Source organism: Bacillus sp. ISO11 (assembly GCF_003458115.1).
Taxonomy (GTDB): Bacteria; Bacillota; Bacilli; order Bacillales; family Bacillaceae_G; genus Bacillus_A; species Bacillus_A cereus.
In genome coordinates this window covers 64,352-85,920 of the sequence record NZ_QXCO01000025.1, presented here as the reverse complement: position 1 = coordinate 85,920, position 21,569 = coordinate 64,352, and the positions used below count along the sequence as shown (strand labels likewise).

Below are 21,569 nucleotides of genomic sequence, written 5' to 3'. Positions count from 1 at the left end.
ATGTACGTTATCGCAAAAAAAGTGCATATCCAAGCACTAAGGATGCCTCTTATCTACAAGGTATTAGTGATTGGATGTTACATGTGTTGAACAATCCTGAATCACCTATTTTGCCATTAATTAATGTAGAAAGAGTTCGTGCTATTGCAGAAGGAAAAGACGAAGTAATTTCAGGTAATGATGCACGAGGTATAATAGATTATTTACTTCAAGTTAATAGTTGGCTAGAGGAATATAATATTAAATTAATATGGTAGATGTAATTTTCAAATAAAGAGAATAGCTGAAACATCAATGACCTAAGTGAACCGCACCTCCAATGTATTAGATAGTTATCTAATAATTGGAGATGTGGTTTTATTATTTTGATTTGCAATAACCCTAATCAGTTAGTTAATTAGAATCAAATAAGAAACATAGAAATAGGGGTAATAATATGAATTGGAGGTTCCTTCCTGAGAATAGGGAGTCTCTTTAATCTCGCTACCGATAATTAAATAATATGTTAATTAGATTTGATTATTGTATGCATCGCCTTTTCTTCAATAAATATTAAGTGATAAACTTCATATATAGTATATAAGGAGATTATCTCATGGGTTATTTGTAAATATTAGATGGGGAGTATTTGATACATACATAACCTAAAGATTTAGATGAAATTAATATAGATAAGTATTTACTACGATTGCCTTCCTATTTTTCTTAGAATTTTTTTAGTGAATCAAAATTTAAATTGCGTATACATCTTTTGTACTAGTAGACCTAAGTCTAAAAGTATGTACAATTACACCATTTGACTAATGGGTAAACTTCACAAACTGATATATACTAGTATTGTGTCTTGCCTTTTTAGGTGTAGTACACAGCCGGTGATTGGCTAGTGGATGTTCTTCCATTTTGCCAGTGCCGGTTTTTTGTTGGATAATAGAGAAAATGAAGTTTTTATAAGGAAAGAAGGGGTTGTTTTGAAAGATGTAAATTCTATCTTTATGAGAGAAAAGATTGCTAGTTTTTATCTTTATTTTATTTCTTTTCTTGGTTTGGTTACTATAACTATATCTTTACTTGAAATTAAAATCCCTTCTCATCTAACAATACTAATATTGTTGTTACTTTTTATGGGGATTGCAGAGTATTTTCCTGTAAGATTTTGGAGAGGAACTAGTTCGCTTACCTTTCCGATAATTTACGCTATGAGTTGGCAGTTTGGAATCCATATAACTATTGTTGCTATTGTACTTGTGACGCTAATTATTCACCTGCATCGTCGTTCACCGATACAAAGAATGTTATTTAATAGTACTCAACATGCACTTAGTTTGATCTTTGCCAAATGGTTTTCAGACAAATGTATGTCCTTAATAATTAATAAGATAGGTATGTCAGTTCTGTATGAGAATTTAATATCTTTGTTATTATTTTGCATGTTTTTTTGTTTTTTCAACAATCGCTTTTACGATTTGTTAATGATACTTCTTCCGCAGCCATATTCAATTTATCAATGGTATAAAAAAACTATTACGGTATTTCTTTGCGAAACTTTTGGTTTCTCTTATGCGGCACTGATGCATGTACTAATTAGTACATATAGTGTGGAAGTAAACGAAGTTACAGTGCTGTTTTTCTTTTTTCCACTTGTAGCAACTTCCGTTATTAGTTCTTTTTCTGTACGGATAAGGATGGAGAAAGAACGATTATATGAGTTATTTCTTATTACGACCGAAATTAGTCGAGGATTAACTGGAGGAAACTTGAAGCATATTAAACAAGCACTTAAAGGTTTTTTTGGCATACAAGCATATGTAATATGGACAAAAGATGATGGAAACTGGAATATTCTATTAAAAGATGGGAAAGTTCGCCCTGATATTTCTGATCATTTAGAAAATTACGATGCGTTTGAGGGACTTTCTAAAAATCTTGTATTTAATGATTGGAAAATTGGTACGGCTCCTGGAGATGAAATATTTGAAAGTGTCATACGCTCACTTGTATATTTTCCTCTTATTGTTAATGATGAACTAGTCGGAATGTTTGTTGCAGGGAAAAGTAGAAATGCGGGCTTCTTTCCAGAAGATGTACAGTCGTTAGCTACATTTTCTAACCAATTAGCTAACGTAGTTAAAACAAGGATATTAATTTCTGAACAGGAAAAAAGAATGATTTTAGAAGAAAGAAATAGAATTGCTCGAGAAATTCACGATGGTATTGCGCAAACATTAGCCGGGGTGATATTCCAACTAGAATCCGCGCAGAAAAAATACCATGATAAACCAAAAGATATGCAGCAAGTAGTAGAGAAAAGCATAAAAGATTTAAGAGGAAGCCTAGGAGAAGTTCGCTATTCTATTTATGCTTTAAAACCATATCCGACACAACAATTGGGACTTAAGCAGGCGATAGCAAGTAAAATAAAATCTTTAAGACAAGAATATGAACTAGACATTACATATCATGAAAGAGGTCATGCACGTGCGCTTAGTTTTTCAAAAGAAAGAGTTATATTTGATACATTACAAGAGAGTTTGCAAAACATTGTAAAACATGCACAGGCAAAAAAGGCTGATGTTTTACTCAGCTATCAAAGTGAACACGTGCTTTTAAGGGTTAAGGATAACGGAGTTGGCTTTTCACTATTTGAGTCTATGGTTAAAACGAAGAATGAGCCACATTATGGTATATTACATATGAATGAACAAGCTGACCAATTAGGGGCTACTTTACAGATTGATAGTTCTGTAGGAAAAGGGACAGAAATTACACTGTTAATTCCAGATTCACAAACAAGGGGTGCGTAAAATGATTAAAATATTAGTAGTAGATGATCATGCTTTTTTACGGGATGCAATTCGGAGCATACTAGAGGATGAATCTGATATGAAAGTGGTTGGAGAAGCTAGCTCTGGGGATGGAGTATTGGGAAAAGTAGAAGAATGCCGACCAGATTGTATTTTGATGGATATTAATCTTCCAGAGAAAAATGGGATTGAAGCTACAGAGTTAGTGAAAAAAAAATATCCGAGTTGCCGTGTACTTGTGTTTACAATGTATGAACATGACGAGTATTTAATGGATGCACTCCAGGCCGGTGCTGATGGTTATTTATTGAAGGATTCATCATCAGATCAGGTAGTAGCAGCAATTCGAATGTTATATCGAGGCGATTCAGTCATTCATCCGCGTATGACTAAAAAATTAATTACATATCATCAGCAAAAAATGAAAGTAGAATCAAATGAAAATGAACTGACGGAACGTGAAAAGGAAATTCTCTTTGAACTAGTAAAAGGACTTAGTAATAAAGAAATTGCTGAAGTTTTATATATTAGTGATAAAACAGTTAAAATTCACATCAATAAAATTTTTAAAAAGCTAAATGTGAAAAGTCGATCGCAAGCAGTGATTTATGCAGTCCGAAATCAATTAGTTCCGCTAGATTAAATAAGAAATCTATCAAAGAACTATCGTGTCGCTTTATTCTGTATTACAAAGAATAAAGGACAAGGTAGTTCTTTTGTACTATGTAGGCATAGAATCCTTAGAGAAAAGATACTCCTTTTGTTTAATTTTCAGAATAATAAAAATGTGAAATAATAAAAATAGAATTACATTTTAATCTTGTTAATAATTCATTTTGTGAAAATCTTTTGTTGGAAATAAATGACGGAGGGCTCTTATAGAAAGAGTAAAGTGAGTGGTTAGCTATGTGAGGTATGGGGATGGTAGTAGTGTTGGAAATCTTTCATGATACAAAAGATTAAGATTAATAGAGTTTCCAATGCTACATGGGAATTTAAGAATCAATTTGTTTCAAAAAATAATATTAATAATGGGGAGATGTAATATGAAACGAGGGAAATTTGGAAAGATTCTTATTGGAACGTTAACAGTTGGAATGTTATTGTCTCAAGGAATTCCATATAACGTATTAGCGGAAGAGGTAAATACATCTACTTTAACTGGAATTGATGATGCAAATGCTATCTTAAAAGGTCTTACAAAGGAACAACGTAATGCCTTAAAAACGTTAGATACAAAACCAGGTTTTGTTATTTCGCCAGGTATCAATACAACAAGTCCTAATAATGTGAATGTGATTATAGAATTTAAGCAAGCGCCTAGCAAAATAGAGGTATTAAAACAAGCGGCTAAAGGGAAAAAATTAGCTCTTTCAAATGCGGAACAAAAGGTAGAGGCATCACATAAAGGATTTAAAGCAGAGCTTGAGCAGCTTCAAAAGAATAAAGAGAAAGGGACAAATGTAAAATCTGCAAAAATAACAAGAGAATATAAGAATGCTTTTAATGGTGTAGCGATTTCTTTACCAGCAAATATGATCGAAGACTTAGTTCGTACCGGTATCGTTAAGCGCGTATGGGAAGATCATGAGGTTAAAATTGATTTGCCGAAAGAAACAACTAAGACTGTTGTTGAACCGAAAATGGCGGATAGTGTACCGCAAATTGGTGTGGACAAGCTGCATGATGAAAAAATAACAGGGAAAGGAATTAAGGTAGGTGTACTGGACACAGGTATTGATTACAACCACCCGGATTTGAAAGATGCATATAAAGGATATCGTGCAAAACAAGGTGAAGATCCAAGTAAAATAGATCCGAACTCCATAAAAGGATGGGACTTTGTTAATAATGATGCTGATCCAATGGAGACAACGTATAAGGATTGGCAAAATTCTGGAGGATATCCAGAGATTTATGAGGGGAGTGCATATTATACATCCCATGGTACGCATGTAGCTGGGACAATTGCTGCAGACAAACAGAATAGTGTGGATTATGCAGTGAAGGGTGTTGCTCCAGATGTAGATTTATATTCATATCGCGTATTAGGCCCATATGGAAGTGGACAAACAAGCGGTATTCTTGCTGCGATTGATAAAGCAGTGAAAGACAATATGGATGTTATCAATTTATCACTAGGTGCGTCTATTAATGATCCTTTATATCCTACTTCTGTCGCAGTGAACAATGCGATGTTAGCTGGTGTTGTTACAGTTGTAGCAGCAGGTAATAGTGGTCCGGAAGAAGGTACCATTGGATCACCTAGTGCAGCGGCACTTCCGATTACAGTTGGAGCCAGTAACGCTGCAATGAAAATCCCAACGTTTTCCGTCGATGCAGGTGATTTACATGTGGATAAGATGATGCTACTTGGAAAAAGCTTTACTGATAAGATTGAAGATTTGAAAGGTCAATCCGTATCAGTTGTATATGCAGGGCTCGGGAAATCAGATGATTTTACAGGAAAAGATGTAAAAGGAAAATTAGCTCTTATCCAACGCGGTGAGATTACATTTGATGAGAAAATTAAGCATGCTAAGGAAGCAGGCGCAAAGGCGGTAATCGTATATAACAATGTAGATGGTGAAATTACAAGTTATCTTGGGGAAAGTACTGCATCTATTCCATCGTTCCGCTTAACAAAAGTAGATGGTGAGAAATTACAAGCAAAAGCTGTACAAGGAGATGTGTCGTTAGCGTTTGGGGAACTAAGTAATATAAAAACAGAGGGAGATCACTTAGCTGATTTCAGCTCCCGTGGTCCTGCAACTAAGACAGATGATATTAAGCCAGATATTGTAGCACCAGGTGTGTCTATTTTCTCAACTGTTCCTGAATATATTAATGATCCAAAAGATGGAGAAAATTATCCGGTAGCGTATGGACGTATGTCAGGTACCTCTATGGCAACTCCTCATACTACAGGGGTAGCGGCACTCATTTTACAAGAACATCCAAATTATAGTCCATTTGAAGTAAAAGAAGCACTCATGAATACCGCAGTTGACTTAAAAGAAGAGCGTTCTGTATTTGAGGTGGGCTCAGGACGAATTGATGCATACCGTGCAGTTCATGCAGATACATCAATCGAGGTTGTTGATAAAACATCAAACGTTGTAGGTGATGAAGAAGTAGAAATTGAAGAAAAAACAGGTTCTATTGCATTTGGGTATAAAAATCAAATTGAAAATGGTCCTATTAAAGATAGTCGAAAAGTTTTAATTAAGAACAGCAGTAAAACAGATGGGAAAGAGTTTAAATTAGAGGTGAAATTTTCACCTACAAGTGTAGGTGTGCAAGATGCAGCGAAGAATGGTGTGAAGCTAAACGTACCAGATTCTATTAAAGTAGCTCCTGGTGCATCAGAGGAAATTATCCCTGAAATTACCATTCCAGAAAACGCTGAATTTGGTAGATATGAGGGCTATATTCATATTTCAAATAAAAACAATGAAAAAGAAGTATATCAAGTACCATTTGCAGTTAAATTCACAGAAAAAGGGATTGCGTCTGTAGATTTACTGAGAGATGCAATGGCAACAGATGCTTCTAAATTCCATCCATTTATGGAAAGACCAAGTTCGCCGTTGACATTTAAATTAAATAGTCCTCTCGAAACCATTGATGCAATTGTAAAGGACCGAACGACAGGGAAGGCATTAGGAGTCGTTGGTACACTTAATGCAAGTAGTCTAACACCGAATGTTGAATATATGATGTTTTCTGGTATGGGAGGGTATGTACTTCCATTCACAGGAGATCCAGCTCATCCAATTGCGGATAAACCTGTTATGTTGCCTGATGGAGATTACGAATTGAACTTCGTTGGATATGATAAAGAAGGAAAATCTTATACAAAAGGCGATAGCATTATCATTGATAATGTAATACCTGAAATGAAATTTAAGGATGTACAACCTGGTATACACGAAGTCAATGATTCTATGTTTAAAGAAGAAGACGGCCAGCGTGCATTATGGGTGCATGGTAATATTTATGATTCTACAGTAGATGCATTAAAGGCAAAAGGCTTGCAATATGATCAAAAAGCGAATCAAATTGTATATTATCAAAACTCAGCCTTCCCATCAGGATGGTTGAATACAATTCAAGCAAATGGTGATTTTAAATTTGGAGTACTTCCAGAGGAAATAAATGAGCCGTTAAATTTAAAATTATTTGGATATGATCTTGCAACTGCAGGGAATATGGCAACTGGATATAAAGATTACGTCTTTGTAAAAGAAGGGACAGAATACGCTGTTCCAAGTTATGACAAAGATAAAATCAAATTAGGAGAGAAAATTACATTAACTTTGAATCTTAATAATGTAAAACAGCTTATGTCAGGTACATTTGAAATTCCTTATTACAAGCAGCTATTTAAATTTACAGATGTGAAACCAAATCCAGCACTTACGGAATATGTAGAACAACATGGATTGAACCTTAAATTAGAAGATCCGAAGATAAGTGAAGCAGGAGCTTGGGAAAACAAGGTGAAAGTTGGCGCATCATTGGAGGGAAAAGAATTTAAAGGATTAGATGGAGATAAACCATTTTTAGATGTTACATTCGAGATGACGAACGATGAATACTTTAATGATTTGACTGCATTTGGAGTAGATAAGTTCTCTTATACAAAAGTTGGTGCATCAGAAGGCATTGAGATTCCTGCGTTTAAAGATAAATCTTTTGCTATTGTTTCGAAACATTCAACGGTTACAGGATATATTGGCCCGGAAGCTTTCTTGAATGAAGAGGGGTATTTAGGTAAGAAAGACTATACAAAACTAGGAGCAAAAGTGTACGCAGTTGGCAAGGATGGAAAGAAATATACAGGAACGATTGGTGATAACGGACAATTTGAAATTCATAGTGTTCCAGTAAGCGATAAGGAATATGATATTTTCGTAGAAATGCCAGGTCATTTAAATAGTAAATTAACAACAAAAATAGGGAAAATGCAGGATGGAGAATTAGTGGGACAAAACTTTAGAGCTGACGTGGATGATAACCTTGCAGGTGATGTAAACGGCGATAAAATGGTAGATATTCAAGATGCTAGAATAGCAGCTTTATCGTATGGAAAAGGAAAAGTATCTGTAAAAGATGGAGATATAAATCAAGATGGTGTTGTAGATGAAATGGATGTTCGTTTAATTGAGAAAAACTTCTTGAAAAAGGGCCCAGATGCTAAAGGAAACGAGAAACCGAAAGAAAATGTAGGGCCAGTGACGTTAGAGAAAATTTTACGCTCTATCGGTTTAGAACCAAAAAAATAAGTGGACAAACTTCTAGAGTAAATAAAGCCATCAGACAATGGATATTAAATGAAATGGATTGGTTAACAAATGACCGGTAATGATTTACGGTAACATTACCGGTCATTTTAAGAGTCATAGTCGTTTGGGTACATGAAGTAACTAGTTTAAAGTAAGTTCGCTTTCATTATGGGACAAGGAAGTTGCTTAATTATTATTGTTGTTTGTGGGATGGAAATAAGGTTTGTAGTTTAAACTTTAACAATAGGGGGACTTGTGAAATGGGTATGAAGAAAAAACTTGGTATGGGTGTTGTAACTGCAGCGCTTGGCTTATCCTTAATTGGCGGGGGAACATATGCATATTTTAGTGATAAGGAAGTATCACAAAACACGTTTGCAGCGGGTACTTTAGATTTGAGTGTGAATCCAGAAGTTGTTATTAATGTCGACAATCTGAAACCAGGTGATGAAATGGAACGTGGTTTTCAATTAGTAAACAAAGGAACCTTAGCAATAGAAGATGTGAAACTCCTGACAGATTACAGTGTAATCGATGCGAAAGGGGATAATGGAAATGCTGATTTTGGTGATCATATCCGTGTTGATTTCTTGTGGAACTTGGATAAAAATGAGGTTCCAATTTGGTCTACTACATTATCTGAATTAAAGGTAGCTACGCAAAATGGAAATATTCCTAATCTTGTAAAGAACGGTATTGTAGATCGAGAAGGAAATGGACTTGCTCCAGGTGATGATGATACATTTTATGTAATGTTTACATTCGTAGATAACGGTGAAGAACAAAATGTATTTCAAGGAGATGCGTTGAAATTAAATTGGACTTTTAATTCCATGCAAGCAAGCGGTGAAGAAAAGTAAGGGTAATAATTTGTATACTATATGTGTGAGACATATCGTATACAAATGAAAAGAACTGTTTTGAAATGAAGGCGTTTATCCTCAATGGTAAAACTCCTTATAAAAATATGGGTGAAAAACTTGATGATGATTTCCCTTTTAAAACACATCGTAAAAATATTTTGCGATGTGTTTTGTTGTAAGTTGGAGAGTATAGAAATATTAAATGATTATCCAAATTTTGAGATATTTTGAGGGAATTTAGCACCTTACGCTAGCTTAGCAACTTTCCTGTCCCCTTTATCCCCAAGAAGACGTAATCCAGTTATGATGAGCATACATCCTCATACGCGAAATTGAAAGTAACAACTAGTGCATGCTCACAAAACTTTTCATCCTATGGCAGAGAAGTTCCAGAAAATCAAGAACACCCTGCAGAGAATAAGCTGAGGGACTTATTGGCTCATGTAAAAGAGAAGTATATGAAAGTGAAGGGCTAAATTTTAAAATTCTAAAAAGGGTGAATGGATGATGTTAGGGATAGGGTTGATTGTATTAAGTATTTTACTTGTCAGCATTGTATTTTTACCATGATGCTTTATTCCAAGTGAGACAGAAAACATGTAGTATTTTTATTCGTAATCATCCGAAAAAGAAAGAGGGATATTTGTTACAATCACGGCATTGTAGAAGAAATAGAATAAAAGAGGAAAATATATACTGTTACAAATTAATATTCCGTGTGTTTTTTGAACATACATTACTTATCTTTAATGTATATATTGAATATATAAATATATTGTGTTATGATGTGAATTAGAAACTCGCGTGTTTCAAATACAACATTTTTATCTTTTTGATGACCTCTTATCTTTCCGTAAGAGGTCCTTTTTTTATCCCTCCGTATTGTATAGCCGCTAAAATACTATGAAAAGATACTAGAGACTACTACACTGTGATATCCTCTAGTATTTTTTCTTTATCTATATTATCTATTGTTAGGTAAACGACGAATTAGTACTTTTTGTATAATTTTCACAAAATAACTTTGAATCATTATTTATTTCAATATAAAGTAATGAAAGGACATATTTGACTATCGTCTTTAATTTTTCCGACAGCAAGCAAAGTTAGCATGTTTAATGCATAATCAGACGCCTGTAAATGAGCATTACTATTTAAATTTTTACCAGAGAGTAATTTAGTTAATTAGTAGAAAAAGGAAGGGGCCTATTTGGCTCCTTCCTTTTTCTCATACATACATAACGCTTGTTGACAACTTATGAAATAATAGCATTCATCGCTATTAAAATATAACATTAAAAGCAATTAATTAGATATGTAATTTTGCATATATTGTACTATTTCATGAATAGGAACAAAACTATTTATTCCTTTCTGTATGGAGACAAATAGATTTAGGTTTACTTAGGGTAAGAAGACCTGATCATTGATTGCTGGTTAAACCATATTTCTACGTATTTGAAACAAATTATTTCACTGAATTGTATGTTAAAGAGAGTGCGGGATTTATGAAATGTAGATTATTCCTTGATTTCTTACTCGTGATTTTACTTGGACATCGGAAAAGAAGTTACGTTATATACGATTTCAAAAGGGGATATTATTCAGTGCATCCAAAGATGCACTCCGTTTCCTGTTTCCTATCCTACTAAATTACCATTCCAAGCAAATTTCTTCTCTTTCAAACAATTCATCCATTGAATAAAGATAATTCGGCCATACGTATCGGAGGACATGAAACTTTCTTAATACCATTTGGAATATATTTCAATATACTTCCGATACTATAACAGATCGAAAATTTCTTTATTGGAGGTATATAATGGCATATCCATTTCGTAACTTAGTATTTGAAGGTGGCGGGGTAAAGGGAAGCGCTTATATAGGTGCCATCCGTGCACTAAATGAAGAAGGGATTTTACCAGAAATACAACGATTTGGAGGGACTTCAGCAGGAGCGATTACTGCATTACTTTTAGGTCTTTCCATTCCATTCGCAGATCTTGTAAAAATCCACAAAGACATGAATTTCAAAGCGTTTAAAGATGATGATTTTTCGATTGTACAAGATAACATTCGTTTGTTTTTTGATGGTTTTGGTATCTATAAAGGGGATTTCTTCACTGAGTGGGTAGGAAAGATCGTTGAAAAGTGGACAGGGAGTAAGGACACAACTTTTCAGCAGTTGTATGACAAAACAGGAAAAGACGTGTTTTTCCAAGGAACGAACGTTTCTACACACCAGCTTCGTACGTTTTCTCGCGAAACGACACCTGATGTCCCGTTAGTAGTTGCTGTGCGGATTTCGATGTCCATCCCATTCTTTTTTAAATCTGTGGAATGGGATAAAGATTATTATGTAGACGGAGGTGTACTCGATAACTACCCAATTCGTTTATTTGATCGGAAAAGTTTTGTGAATAAAGAAGAACACTTCACGACCACAGATACGATTGACGAGGTTAATAAACTGATAAGCAATATAGAGGATCATTCTACACTAAGAAGCTTACACACGAAATACAATGCATCTTTCTTTGATCCTACAGATGAAATTGTCTACAACAAAGAAACACTTGGTTTCCGTTTAGAATCTCAGGCGGAGGTTGCCATGTTAAAACATATCGCAACCTCAACAGAACATCATATTGGCCATTCTCTTATTCATTTTGCATGGAATTTGTCTCAAACCATGATCAAAGGTCATGAGAGCGGAAAAACCACCAAAGAAGATGCTGCCCGCACTGTATTTATTAATACATTCTTTACGTCGTCGTTTAATTTTGATATCACAGAAGAAGAAAAGAAAACACTCATGAATTCAGGTTATACTTCTACTAAAGACTATCTACATCAGTTTAATACGTCTGAAGTAAAATTGTTTAATCGACCATAAAGCCGAGTGCAATGCACTTGGCTTTTTTTTATCGTCCTGTAAATTCTTTTTTTAGTAGCTAATAAAAATTTAGATAGACTATGCATAGAACAAGAGAGAGGAGATAACAGAAAGTAATAAATATAAGTTTTGTTGACTTCTTATTTTGTAAAACTAGGGTGTAGAAAGGGTGAAACAGGTGGAAGAAAAACGAATTATGATTTATACAATTTTTCGGTTAACACAGTACAAAAGAGAAGCCTAAAACGGTGGATAGGAATGTATCAAAAAATGAATAGAGTAGCAAGGCGGATTTATTGTGAAAGTAGGGATTTTCCTTTTTCTTTCTACTGATAATAAAGCGTTATGTAGACTGGGAATGTATAAGGTATTCATTGCTATTCCTTCAAAATGCTGATGTTACATCATATTAAAATAACCTCTAATTTAAGTATTGAAATTCTCTAAATCTCGATGTATTATATTCTTGTATTTTCTCACTTTGCTAAGCCTAGAAAACATCATCACTTCTGAAAGAACTCGAACTCCAGCGGGTTCTTTGAATTTACTTGAACTTATTTTTGAATCATTGTATTATATTTCCGAGTCTTACTCATATAAATCATTATCAGGAGAATCTGCAAATTTGCAGGTTCTTTTTTATTTTATTGAAAGTAAAATTTTAGCCAGTCGTTTATTTTCATATTGTTGGTTTTTATACGTGTTTGGTAAAAATCAATGAGTTGCAAAAAAATACTATGCTGAAATCTAGTTCGGTATAGCAACGTGCATATAAAAGATCCCACTTTGCTATATCCCCTAAAAAGAGTCATAAAAATCTATATTTTTTTAATTCAGTTGCATACTACAAAACTTCTTTTAAAAGAAATGTATGTACATACACATTATATTTTGTTCCATAACTCTCTAACTTTCGTTCACGATAGTCTGTTAAGTACAGGATTATTGGCGGGTGGTGCAATAGGTGCAGAAGATGTGAAAACAAATGAAAAAGTACAAGTTGCTGTTGCAGGTAAAGAGGGAAATATAACGTATAAAGAAATTGATAAAGCAGAATCTCCATTGTTATTTGGAATGTATCCTTTATGTTAAGATCCTAATAAGAAGTTAGTTTTTTTTGATAATTAATATTTATACAAAATGTATAATTAATATACTAAAACGTTTTTAAATTTTATAATGTATTCCTTTTCATATGAATGAATTATTTATTGCAACAGGTTTCCCGTTCAAAATAAGATGTTCAAACAAAAGACAATATAAGTATCTTTATAATGATTTTTCAATATAATCAATGTGTTTATGAAAGGAACTCTGTGTTATTTTTGCTTTTTTCCTAACTAATACAGCTTCAAACAAAGGACACAATTGCTACATACTAAGTGTAATTTATTACCTATTCAAAATTCTGTCTATTCAATCTTTCTAAAAATAAAAAAAGATTAAACTTATAAATATACAAGTTATAATGAGGGCGTCGAGACACAATTTATTAACTCTAGAGAAAATATCAAACCTCGTTTTGGATTAAAAATTCTAAAGAACTTGCCAGTAATTTTTTAAAATTGGACATACTGATATGATTACTATACGGAGGATAGCAGATTAGAAGGGAAGTTTATTCAACTCAATAAAGAAAGCGTTATCAAACAAAACTTGTTTTGAATCGATCATTCTAATAACTTAGATTCAACTACAGCTAAAAATAATAAATTATGGGGGTGCTTATATGAACATGAATGTAGCATCTATTAAAGAAAAAAAGATTGTTAAATACAAAAGTTGTTTTGATGTGATTGGGCCCATAATGATAGGCCCTTCAAGTTCACATACTGCAGGTGCTTTGGCTATTGGAACAGTTGCTAATAAATTATTTCAAGGTCTTCCCAAAAAAGTTGTGGTAAAGTATTATGAATCATTTGCTGAAACCCATAAAGGTCACGGAACTGATTTTGCAATTATTGCTGGTATATTAGGCTTAGCTGCTGATGACAGCAAAGTGCCAGATGCTATTAAAATAGCAGAGTCTAAGGGAATTGACATTACCTTTATTGAACAATTGGGTAATAGTCCTGCTGGTCATCCAAATACGGCAGATGTATATGCAGAGGATGAAAGTCGAAGTATTAGAGTAATGGGTATTTCGGTCGGTGGTGGGTTGATTGAAGTCAAAAATGTTGAAATTGATGGATTTAGCTTAAATCTGCAGGGGCCATTGCCAGTTGTTATTGCGATTTCAGAAAGAGCTGACTTTGAATTTGTTTTACGCAGGATCTTTAAACAATATGATGTGGAAATTAACAACTTTCATAGTTTGGAAGATAAAACAAAATATTTATATGCATTCGCTTTGGATTCGATATTGCCAGGTAATGCTCAGAAGGAATTAGGAGATTTAAGCAATATAGCTAATCTTATTATTCTTTAGTCACATTAAGGAGTGAAAAATATGTATATGGCCATAAAAGAAATTGTGGATGCAGTTAATAAAAGCCAAAAGCAAATTTATGAATTAGCAATCGAACAGGAAATCAAACAAACTAAAACTTCTTATGAAGAAGTATGGAGTAAAATGGAACGAAATTTAGCGACTATGCAACATGCAATAAATAAAAGTATCGAGGGCGACGGTGTATTTTCTCCAACAGGTTTGACCGGAGGGGATGCTGTAAAAATTAAAAACTATCGAGAAAATAGGAAAACTCTTTCTGGAGATTTGATGGTGTTAGGGATTCAAAGTGCTATCGGTGTTAATGAAGTAAATGCTGCATTAGGAGCTATTTGTGCAACTCCAACAGCAGGTGCGAGTGGGACGATTCCGGGAGTCCTATTTAGTATTAAAGATACGTTGCAGTTAAGTCATGAAGATATGATTCATTTTCTATTCACTTCAGCGTTATTTGGAACGATAGTCGCAAACAACGCTTGTATTTCAGGAGCGTATGGAGGATGTCAAGCTGAAGTAGGAAGTGCCTCAGCGATGGCGGCTGCAGCTGCGGTAGAAGCTGCGGGTGGAACGCCACAGCAATCTTCTGAAGCTTTTTCGATTGCATTACAAAATTTACTCGGTTTAGTTTGTGATCCGGTCGCTGGTTTGGTAGAAATTCCTTGTGTAAAGAGAAACGCCATTGGAACGGCAAATGCTTTAGCAGCAGCGGACATCGCATTAGCTGGCGTAAACAATCTCATCAATGCTGACGAAGTGATTGAAGCCATGTATAGAGTTGGAAGACAGATGCCTCGCGAATTAAGAGAGACAGGTTTAGGTGGTATTGCAGCTACACCTACAGGAATTTCCATTAAAAATAAAATCTTTGGGGAGAAACAATCAAATCAATAAGTTATCGAATATATTGTGAAGTTTTTAACAATCTTTACTCTATTGTTCGCCTAAGGATGTCTGTATATTGGGGGAGTTATCAATAAAATATACTACTATATAATTAAAATATTTTATAAGTGGTAACAAACCCTTCAGGTTGATGCTTCGCTAATTTTTTGATTTTTATTAACCTAGAAGGGGGATATTCGTTGTGGGGCACTATATAAGCTATTCATTTTTCAAGAACGGTCTATATTCCTATATCTTAAAAAGAGAATTAAGAATAGGACACAAGGAGGAATTATTATATGGATGGGAATACTGCAAAAAACATAGAATTTCAAGCTGATAACACTGCAGTAAAAAATGAGAAATATCTAGACCCTAAAAAGTGGCATAAACAGGATACTACCTGGGCATTGAGCCTTTTTGGAACAGCAATTGGAGCAGGAGTACTCTTTTTACCGATTAATGCAGGTTCAGGTGGTTTATTATCATTGCTGTTAATTACATTACTTGCATATCCTGTTATGTATTATTCACATAGGGCGCTTGCTAAAATGATTTACGCTTCGAACTCTGCCGATGAGGGGATTACAGGTACAATAAGAGAGTATTTTGGAAATAAGGCAAGTATCATTTTTAATCTTGTATATTTTGTCTCCATTTATACGATCGTGCTGATGTACTCGGTCGCACTTACAAATACCGCTAGTAGCTTTATCGTGCATCAATTGCACATGTCGGAGCCTCCAAGGTCCATTTTATCGCTTGTTTTAGTACTCGGTCTTATCGCTATACTAAATTTTGGTCAAGATATAACTGTAAAGATCATGAGCATGCTAGTGTATCCTTTTATAGCTTCTCTACTTTTTATCGCAATATCTTTGATTCCACAGTGGAATACGTCAATGCTTAGTTTTTCAGCTGTTTCTACTGCTTCAACAGGAACAGGATATTTAGAAACGATATGGATGATACTTCCAATCATAGTATTCTCGTTTAATCATTCGCCTATGATTTCGTCATTTGTTATGAAACAGAGAGCTACGTATGGAATAGATGCTACTGATGCTAAATGTGCTCAAATACAAAAAGTTTGTTATATTATGACATTCGTAGTTGTTATGTTCTTTGTTTGGAGCAGTACCTTAAGTTTGACTCCAAATGATCTTAAGGTGGCAAAAGAACAGAACTTGTCAATCCTATCATATCTTGCTAATGAGCTTAATTCGCCAGTAATCACTATTGCAGCTCCTATCATTGCATTTGTGGCTATTACAAAGTCTTTCCTTGGTCATTATATAGGAGCGTATGAGGTAATGCGTGACATGATTATCAAGTCCAGTAAAAAACGTGGGAAAGATATAGGAGAAAAAACAGTTAAGACAATGATTCTTACTTTTGTCGTATTAACATGCTGGTATGTTGCTTATACAAATCCAAGTATTCTTGGAATCATTGATGCCCTTAGCGGTCCGCTAGTTGCTGCTATCTTATGTATACTACCAATGTATGCAATCCATAAAGTATCAGTACTTGCTAAATACAAAGGGAAATCTAGCAATGTATTTGTCATTATTATAGGTATTCTTACTGTCCTAGCAAGTATTAAGTCATTATTCTAATCCACTATTGTTAGTATCGATGCAAAAACCGTGGGATATGGAAAAAAGAAAGATTCTTATCGGAACTGAATTCTATATTGTTAAACTAAAGAAATCATGGTTTTGGACAAACTCCTCACATTGGAGAGTTTGTCTTTTTTTATCATTTTAGCCAAGAAGACCCCTTCCTCAAGGAACGTAAAATAAGTAGGTGGGAGATGAATTGGCTAAAATGATAAACTGGTGACCCCGTATGTAGAAGTAAAAAAGGGGGAAACTATTGTATAATTATCGATAATTTAGGGGGCGCCAAATGAAACATAATAAAGAAGTAACACTTGGGGATTACGTTCAATTTTCATATCGTAAAAATCATAATTTGAAATTAATGGGATTTGTGGTGAATGTTTTACAAAATACAATTGTTGTAGATATTGCGGAAAGAATGGATATCGAGGTAGATGATTTTAGGCAAGTTGTAAAGCATGGTTATTATAATAAAGTGGTTCATAAGCAAATAAAGAATAGTGTTTCATAAAAAGTGCTCCTATATATATAAATTTAGGAGCACTTTTTATGGAGAGAATTTTCGCAAAGATTTTTTTGTCTGAGGTATAAAATTTTCATATAAAAATACGTTTTGAAGATATTTTCTTATTTGTTAATTAATAATTTTTTCAATCTTTATAGCTGTTATGGATTTAAAATATTATTCATAAGAATTTCACATAATTTTATTAAAAAGAAAAATACTAATACTTGTTTTAATACTTTACTTCGAGTCATTAAAACAAATTTACTAACTACGAAACAAGGAGGCATCACTGTGGACATTCGTGAAGGATTAATTCCAACAGCTTTAGGTACAGCAGTGACAGCAGCAGGTTATGCTCTTAAACAAACTCGTGGAACTAATAAAATGATTGCAAATACAGTATTTGGTTTTGGTTTAGCACACGTCGTTTTAGGTGTAATCGATCTTGTTGAACATCGTCGTTAGAACGAAAGGCAAGCATTGATATATGCTTGCCTTTTTGGGAGTACATTTATTATTCATTTTTCAAAATATGTTTGTATGGCGTAATCATTATCAATGTAATTAAATAGTTACACTACAAGGAAATTAGAAAGTAAAACTGTGAGCATTGAATTTTATGAAATGAGATGGTGATGGAATGGAATTTTCTTCTGAAAGTAATACGTATCATGCTGGTGACATTGTTTATATTTTTTACCGAAATCCTCATACTCAAGACGTAGCTAACATACAAGCTGCAGCAGTTGTAAATAATCCTGAAAGACCTAATGAATTAGCACTATTTCTTTACGAAACGTATTATCCACTAACAAATGAGATGGCTATATATGCTACCGAAGATGAGGCAAACCAAGCTTACACTTACTATTATGGTGATATTTCAGAGGTGATGTTTGAATGAATAAGCCATTTATGCCTAAGCTCGTATATTTTGAACCGAAAGCATTAGATTATCCTTTGGGGAAAGAGCTGTTTGAGAAGTTTTCAAAGATGGATGTTGAAATTCGACATACTACTTCCCATAATCAAGTAAGAGATTTGCCAGGGGATAACGATTTTCAAAAGTATCGAGTAGCAAAATCCACGCTGGTTGTTGGTGTTAGAAAAACACTGAAATTTGATACTTCCAAGCCTTCAGCAGAGTATGCAATTCCTTTTGCAACGGGATGTATGGGGCATTGTCATTATTGTTATTTACAAACAACGATGGGAAGTAAGCCTTATATACGAACGTATGTAAATGTTGAAGAAATTTTAGATGCTGCTGATAAATACATGAAAGAGCGTGCACCTGAAGTAACAAGATTTGAAGCGTCGTGTACTTCAGATATTGTAGGAATCGATTATTTAACGCATACCCTTAAACGGGCCATTGAGCATTTTGGAGAATCTGAATATGGGAAATTGAGATTTGTTACGAAATTTCACCATGTAGATCATTTACTTGATGCTAAACATAATGGAAAAACAAGATTTCGCTTTAGTGTAAACGCTGATTATGTGATTAAAAACTTTGAACCAGGAACTTCTCCCTTAGCTAAACGAATTGAGGCAGCAGGAAAAGTAGCTAGAGCTGGATATCCTCTTGGTTTCATTGTAGCTCCTATTTACCTGCATGAAGGCTGGAAGGAAGGATACTATCATATGTTTGAACGCCTAAATGCTGAATTACCTCTTGATGCACGGGATGATATTACATTTGAATTTATTCAACATCGTTTTACAAAGCCAGCTAAGAGAGTGATTGAAAAAAACTACCCGATGACAAAATTAGAATTAGATGAAGAGAAAAGAAGGTATAAATGGGGGAAATATGGAATCGGAAAATACATTTATCAAAAAGAAGAAGAAGAGGATATAAAAAACTATCTGTATTCCTATATGAAACAGTTCTTTCCTAATGCAAAACTAGAATATTTTACATAAAAGAAACGAACAAAATTCATTACATCATCAATCTGAAAAATTACTCACTCAAAAAAGTGATATTAGTCAACAATTCGCTAATAAATCATTTGAAAAATTTATATACGAAAGTCTTTTATGTAAAAATATGTTTCATTATGAACTGAATCCCAACAGTTAAACAGAAAAGTACAGCGGTTGTATGAATATAAGTCCGGTATTGTACCGGGCTCATTCTTTTTAACGTTGCATCAATTCTTTTGTGAACATATTAATTTGAACATGTTTAAAAACGAACCATCTTTTGACAATGGTATTAGCGCTTTAGAAAGAACTTTCATAAAAAATGGTACTAATAATCCCTCCAAGTATTACTCCCATAGTAGAACCTAATAACAAAAATCTAATTGTTTAATTAGTAATTCTAATCTACCATTTTTTGCTGTACTATCAACTAAAGAAACAGTAAATGGTTGTTGAAACATATTAGAAAATCGAGCAATTAAAGACATAATATTATATTTAGCAAAAGCCGATGCAACTAAAGCTAATTTCGCTCCAACAAGTTGAACTCCATATCCTAAAACTTCTATAGAAGTCATAAGCATTAAAAATAAAAAGATACAAATTACTTTAAAAGTAATAAACTCCATAATCATACCCCTTAAGTTTCTATAAAAACATAACTCAATAATTATATTAAAAATATTCAATATTTTCATTAAAATATAAATCAATTTCTATTTTATAATCAAAAACTATACTCCTTTATTTTGAATGATGGCATCACCTTTTATTAGAATTGTCCCTTGGTTTAGCAAATGTTTTTTTGTAAATAATATATTTGTTAAACCATTAATTAAGGGGGACTAGTATGCCGCAGGATCGAAAAGAAGAAGTGCAAAACGATACATATGAAGGAAAAGAGGTTATGCCAGATAATCCACAATATCTACCGCGTCACGTGCAAATGGAGCTGCCTCCCGAATTTTCTATAAATCCTCTTTTTGCCCGCAAAGGAGAATCAGTCGTTCCGCGCTTTCACATGCCTGATGAAGGCATGTTACCAGAAACAGCGTATCAAATCGTCCATGATGAAATGACTCTTGATGGCAATGCACGCTTGAATCTTGCAACATTCGTTAGTACATGGATGGAACCTACCGCAGAGCACTTATATGCTAAAGCATTTGATAAGAACATAATTGATAAGGACGAATATCCACAGACAGCTGAAATTGAGGAGCGGTGTGTCCGCATTTTAGCCAACCTCTGGCATTCCCCCAGCCCCCTTACAACTATGGGCGTTTCAACAACTGGATCGTCGGAAGCCTGTATGCTCGGGGGGCTTGCGTTAAAGAGACGCTGGCAAAATGCACGAAAAAGAGAGGGTAAGCCGGTGGATCGGCCTAATATTGTGTTTAGTTCTGCTGTTCAAGTCGTTTGGGAAAAATTTGCGAACTATTGGGAGGTTGAACCACGCTATGTGAAGGTTAGCCCTGAGCATCCCCGATTAGATCCTCAAGGGGTCCTTGCAGCCGTGGATGAAAATACGATTGGTGTGGTACCGATTCTCGGTGAGACTTATACCGGACTTTACGAACCGGTTGCCGCCATTGCAAAAGCGTTGGACGATTTACAGGAGAGGACGGGACTCGACATTCCTATGCATGTAGATGCGGCTTCGGGCGGATTTATAGCACCGTTTCTTCAACCAGATTTAGTCTGGGATTTTCAGTTGCCGAGGGTGAAGTCCATCAATGTATCGGGACATAAATATGGATTAGTCTATCCTGGCTTGGGTTGGATAATTTGGCGGGAAGCTGATGATCTCCCCGATGATTTAATCTTCCGCGTCTCCTATTTAGGCGGAAACATGCCGACTTTTGCCCTGAATTTTTCACGTCCTGGCGCACAAGTGCTCCTACAATATTACAATTACCTGCGTTTGGGGAAAAGTGGGTACTATGATGTCCAAAGGGCTTCTCAGAAGGTCGCTCTTTTTCTTAGCAAGGCAATTCAGGAGATGGAACCGTTCGAACTTTTGTCCGATGGTTCGGATATTCCGGTTTTCGCTTGGCAACTGAAAAAAGGTTACACATTAAACTGGAACCTTTATGATTTATCTCGACAATTGCGTGTGTTCGGCTGGCAAGTACCCGCATATCCATTGCCTCCAGACCTAGAAGCAGTGACGATTATGCGCGTTGTGGTTCGAAACGGGTTTTCTATGGATCTCGCGCATTTATTTTTGAGGAACCTCAAACAGGCCGTTGCCTTTCTGGATTCCTTGGATGGACCTATGCCACATGATACGAAATGTGATAATGGGTTTCATCACTAATTGGG

General features: G+C 34.6%; 16 protein-coding genes. 15 read left to right on the top strand and 1 reads right to left on the bottom strand.

What is annotated here, in order from left to right:
• From D1166_RS22770 to splB, 14 genes are all read left to right on the top strand, one after another.
• The coding region (locus D1166_RS22770) for an asparagine synthase-related protein (protein ID WP_347400121.1) at nt 1–257 on the top strand (257 nt) is incomplete at its 5' end.
• 711 nt (nt 258–968) lie between these two features.
• The gene (locus D1166_RS22765; protein WP_097861716.1) at nt 969–2,801 is read left to right on the top strand and encodes a GAF domain-containing sensor histidine kinase; all 1,833 of its coding nucleotides are present in this window, start codon (nt 969–971) and stop codon (nt 2,799–2,801) included.
• 1 nt (nt 2,802) lies between these two features.
• Nucleotides 2,803–3,444 (top strand): response regulator, encoded by a 642-nt coding sequence (locus D1166_RS22760; protein WP_000590674.1) that lies wholly within the window; start codon nt 2,803–2,805, stop codon nt 3,442–3,444.
• Nucleotides 3,445–3,847: 403 nt separating this feature from the next.
• Nucleotides 3,848–8,089 (top strand): S8 family serine peptidase, encoded by a 4,242-nt coding sequence (locus D1166_RS22755; protein ID WP_097861715.1) that lies wholly within the window; start codon nt 3,848–3,850, stop codon nt 8,087–8,089.
• Between the two features lie 260 nt (nt 8,090–8,349).
• Nucleotides 8,350–8,949 carry a TasA family protein gene (locus D1166_RS22750; protein ID WP_000525503.1) on the top strand — a complete coding sequence of 200 codons (600 nt, stop codon included), beginning with the start codon at nt 8,350–8,352 and terminating at the stop codon, nt 8,947–8,949.
• 1,825 nt (nt 8,950–10,774) lie between these two features.
• The gene (locus tag D1166_RS22740; RefSeq protein WP_000331137.1) at nt 10,775–11,848 is read left to right on the top strand and encodes a patatin-like phospholipase family protein; all 1,074 of its coding nucleotides are present in this window, start codon (nt 10,775–10,777) and stop codon (nt 11,846–11,848) included.
• A gap of 837 nt (nt 11,849–12,685) precedes the next feature.
• Nucleotides 12,686–12,940, top strand: coding sequence for a hypothetical protein (locus D1166_RS22730; RefSeq protein WP_000557537.1), 255 nt, complete (start codon nt 12,686–12,688; stop codon nt 12,938–12,940).
• A 637-nt stretch (nt 12,941–13,577) separates the two neighbouring features.
• The gene (locus D1166_RS22725; RefSeq protein ID WP_001056999.1) at nt 13,578–14,276 is read left to right on the top strand and encodes a serine dehydratase beta chain; all 699 of its coding nucleotides are present in this window, start codon (nt 13,578–13,580) and stop codon (nt 14,274–14,276) included.
• A 21-nt stretch (nt 14,277–14,297) separates the two neighbouring features.
• Nucleotides 14,298–15,188 carry an L-serine ammonia-lyase, iron-sulfur-dependent, subunit alpha gene (gene sdaAA / locus D1166_RS22720; RefSeq protein ID WP_098318678.1) on the top strand — a complete coding sequence of 297 codons (891 nt, stop codon included), beginning with the start codon at nt 14,298–14,300 and terminating at the stop codon, nt 15,186–15,188.
• Between the two features lie 290 nt (nt 15,189–15,478).
• The gene (locus D1166_RS22715) at nt 15,479–16,798 is read left to right on the top strand and encodes an aromatic amino acid transport family protein (protein WP_097861713.1); all 1,320 of its coding nucleotides are present in this window, start codon (nt 15,479–15,481) and stop codon (nt 16,796–16,798) included.
• Between the two features lie 292 nt (nt 16,799–17,090).
• Nucleotides 17,091–17,315 (top strand): DUF2187 domain-containing protein, encoded by a 225-nt coding sequence (locus tag D1166_RS22710; protein ID WP_000682214.1) that lies wholly within the window; start codon nt 17,091–17,093, stop codon nt 17,313–17,315.
• A 288-nt stretch (nt 17,316–17,603) separates the two neighbouring features.
• Nucleotides 17,604–17,777 (top strand): hypothetical protein, encoded by a 174-nt coding sequence (locus D1166_RS22705; protein WP_000354585.1) that lies wholly within the window; start codon nt 17,604–17,606, stop codon nt 17,775–17,777.
• A gap of 175 nt (nt 17,778–17,952) precedes the next feature.
• The gene (locus D1166_RS22700; RefSeq protein WP_098318677.1) at nt 17,953–18,216 is read left to right on the top strand and encodes a transcriptional regulator SplA domain-containing protein; all 264 of its coding nucleotides are present in this window, start codon (nt 17,953–17,955) and stop codon (nt 18,214–18,216) included.
• Nucleotides 18,213–19,241: a spore photoproduct lyase gene (gene splB / locus D1166_RS22695; protein WP_001039638.1), complete on the top strand. Its 1,029-nt coding sequence runs from the start codon at nt 18,213–18,215 to the stop codon at nt 19,239–19,241. The genes D1166_RS22700 and splB overlap by 4 nt, the downstream gene beginning before the upstream one ends.
• A 368-nt stretch (nt 19,242–19,609) precedes the next feature.
• On the opposite strand, the gene D1166_RS22690 is transcribed toward splB, so the two are convergent.
• Nucleotides 19,610–19,873 carry a lipid II flippase family protein gene (locus tag D1166_RS22690; RefSeq protein ID WP_000394421.1) on the bottom strand — a complete coding sequence of 88 codons (264 nt, stop codon included), beginning with the start codon at nt 19,871–19,873 and terminating at the stop codon, nt 19,610–19,612.
• 221 nt (nt 19,874–20,094) lie between these two features.
• On the opposite strand from D1166_RS22690, the gene gad reads away from it, so the two are divergent.
• On the top strand, nt 20,095–21,564 hold the full coding sequence (gad, locus tag D1166_RS22685; protein ID WP_061139279.1) for a glutamate decarboxylase: 1,470 nt from the start codon (nt 20,095–20,097) through the stop codon (nt 21,562–21,564).
• Nucleotides 21,565–21,569: the final 5 nt, after the last annotated feature.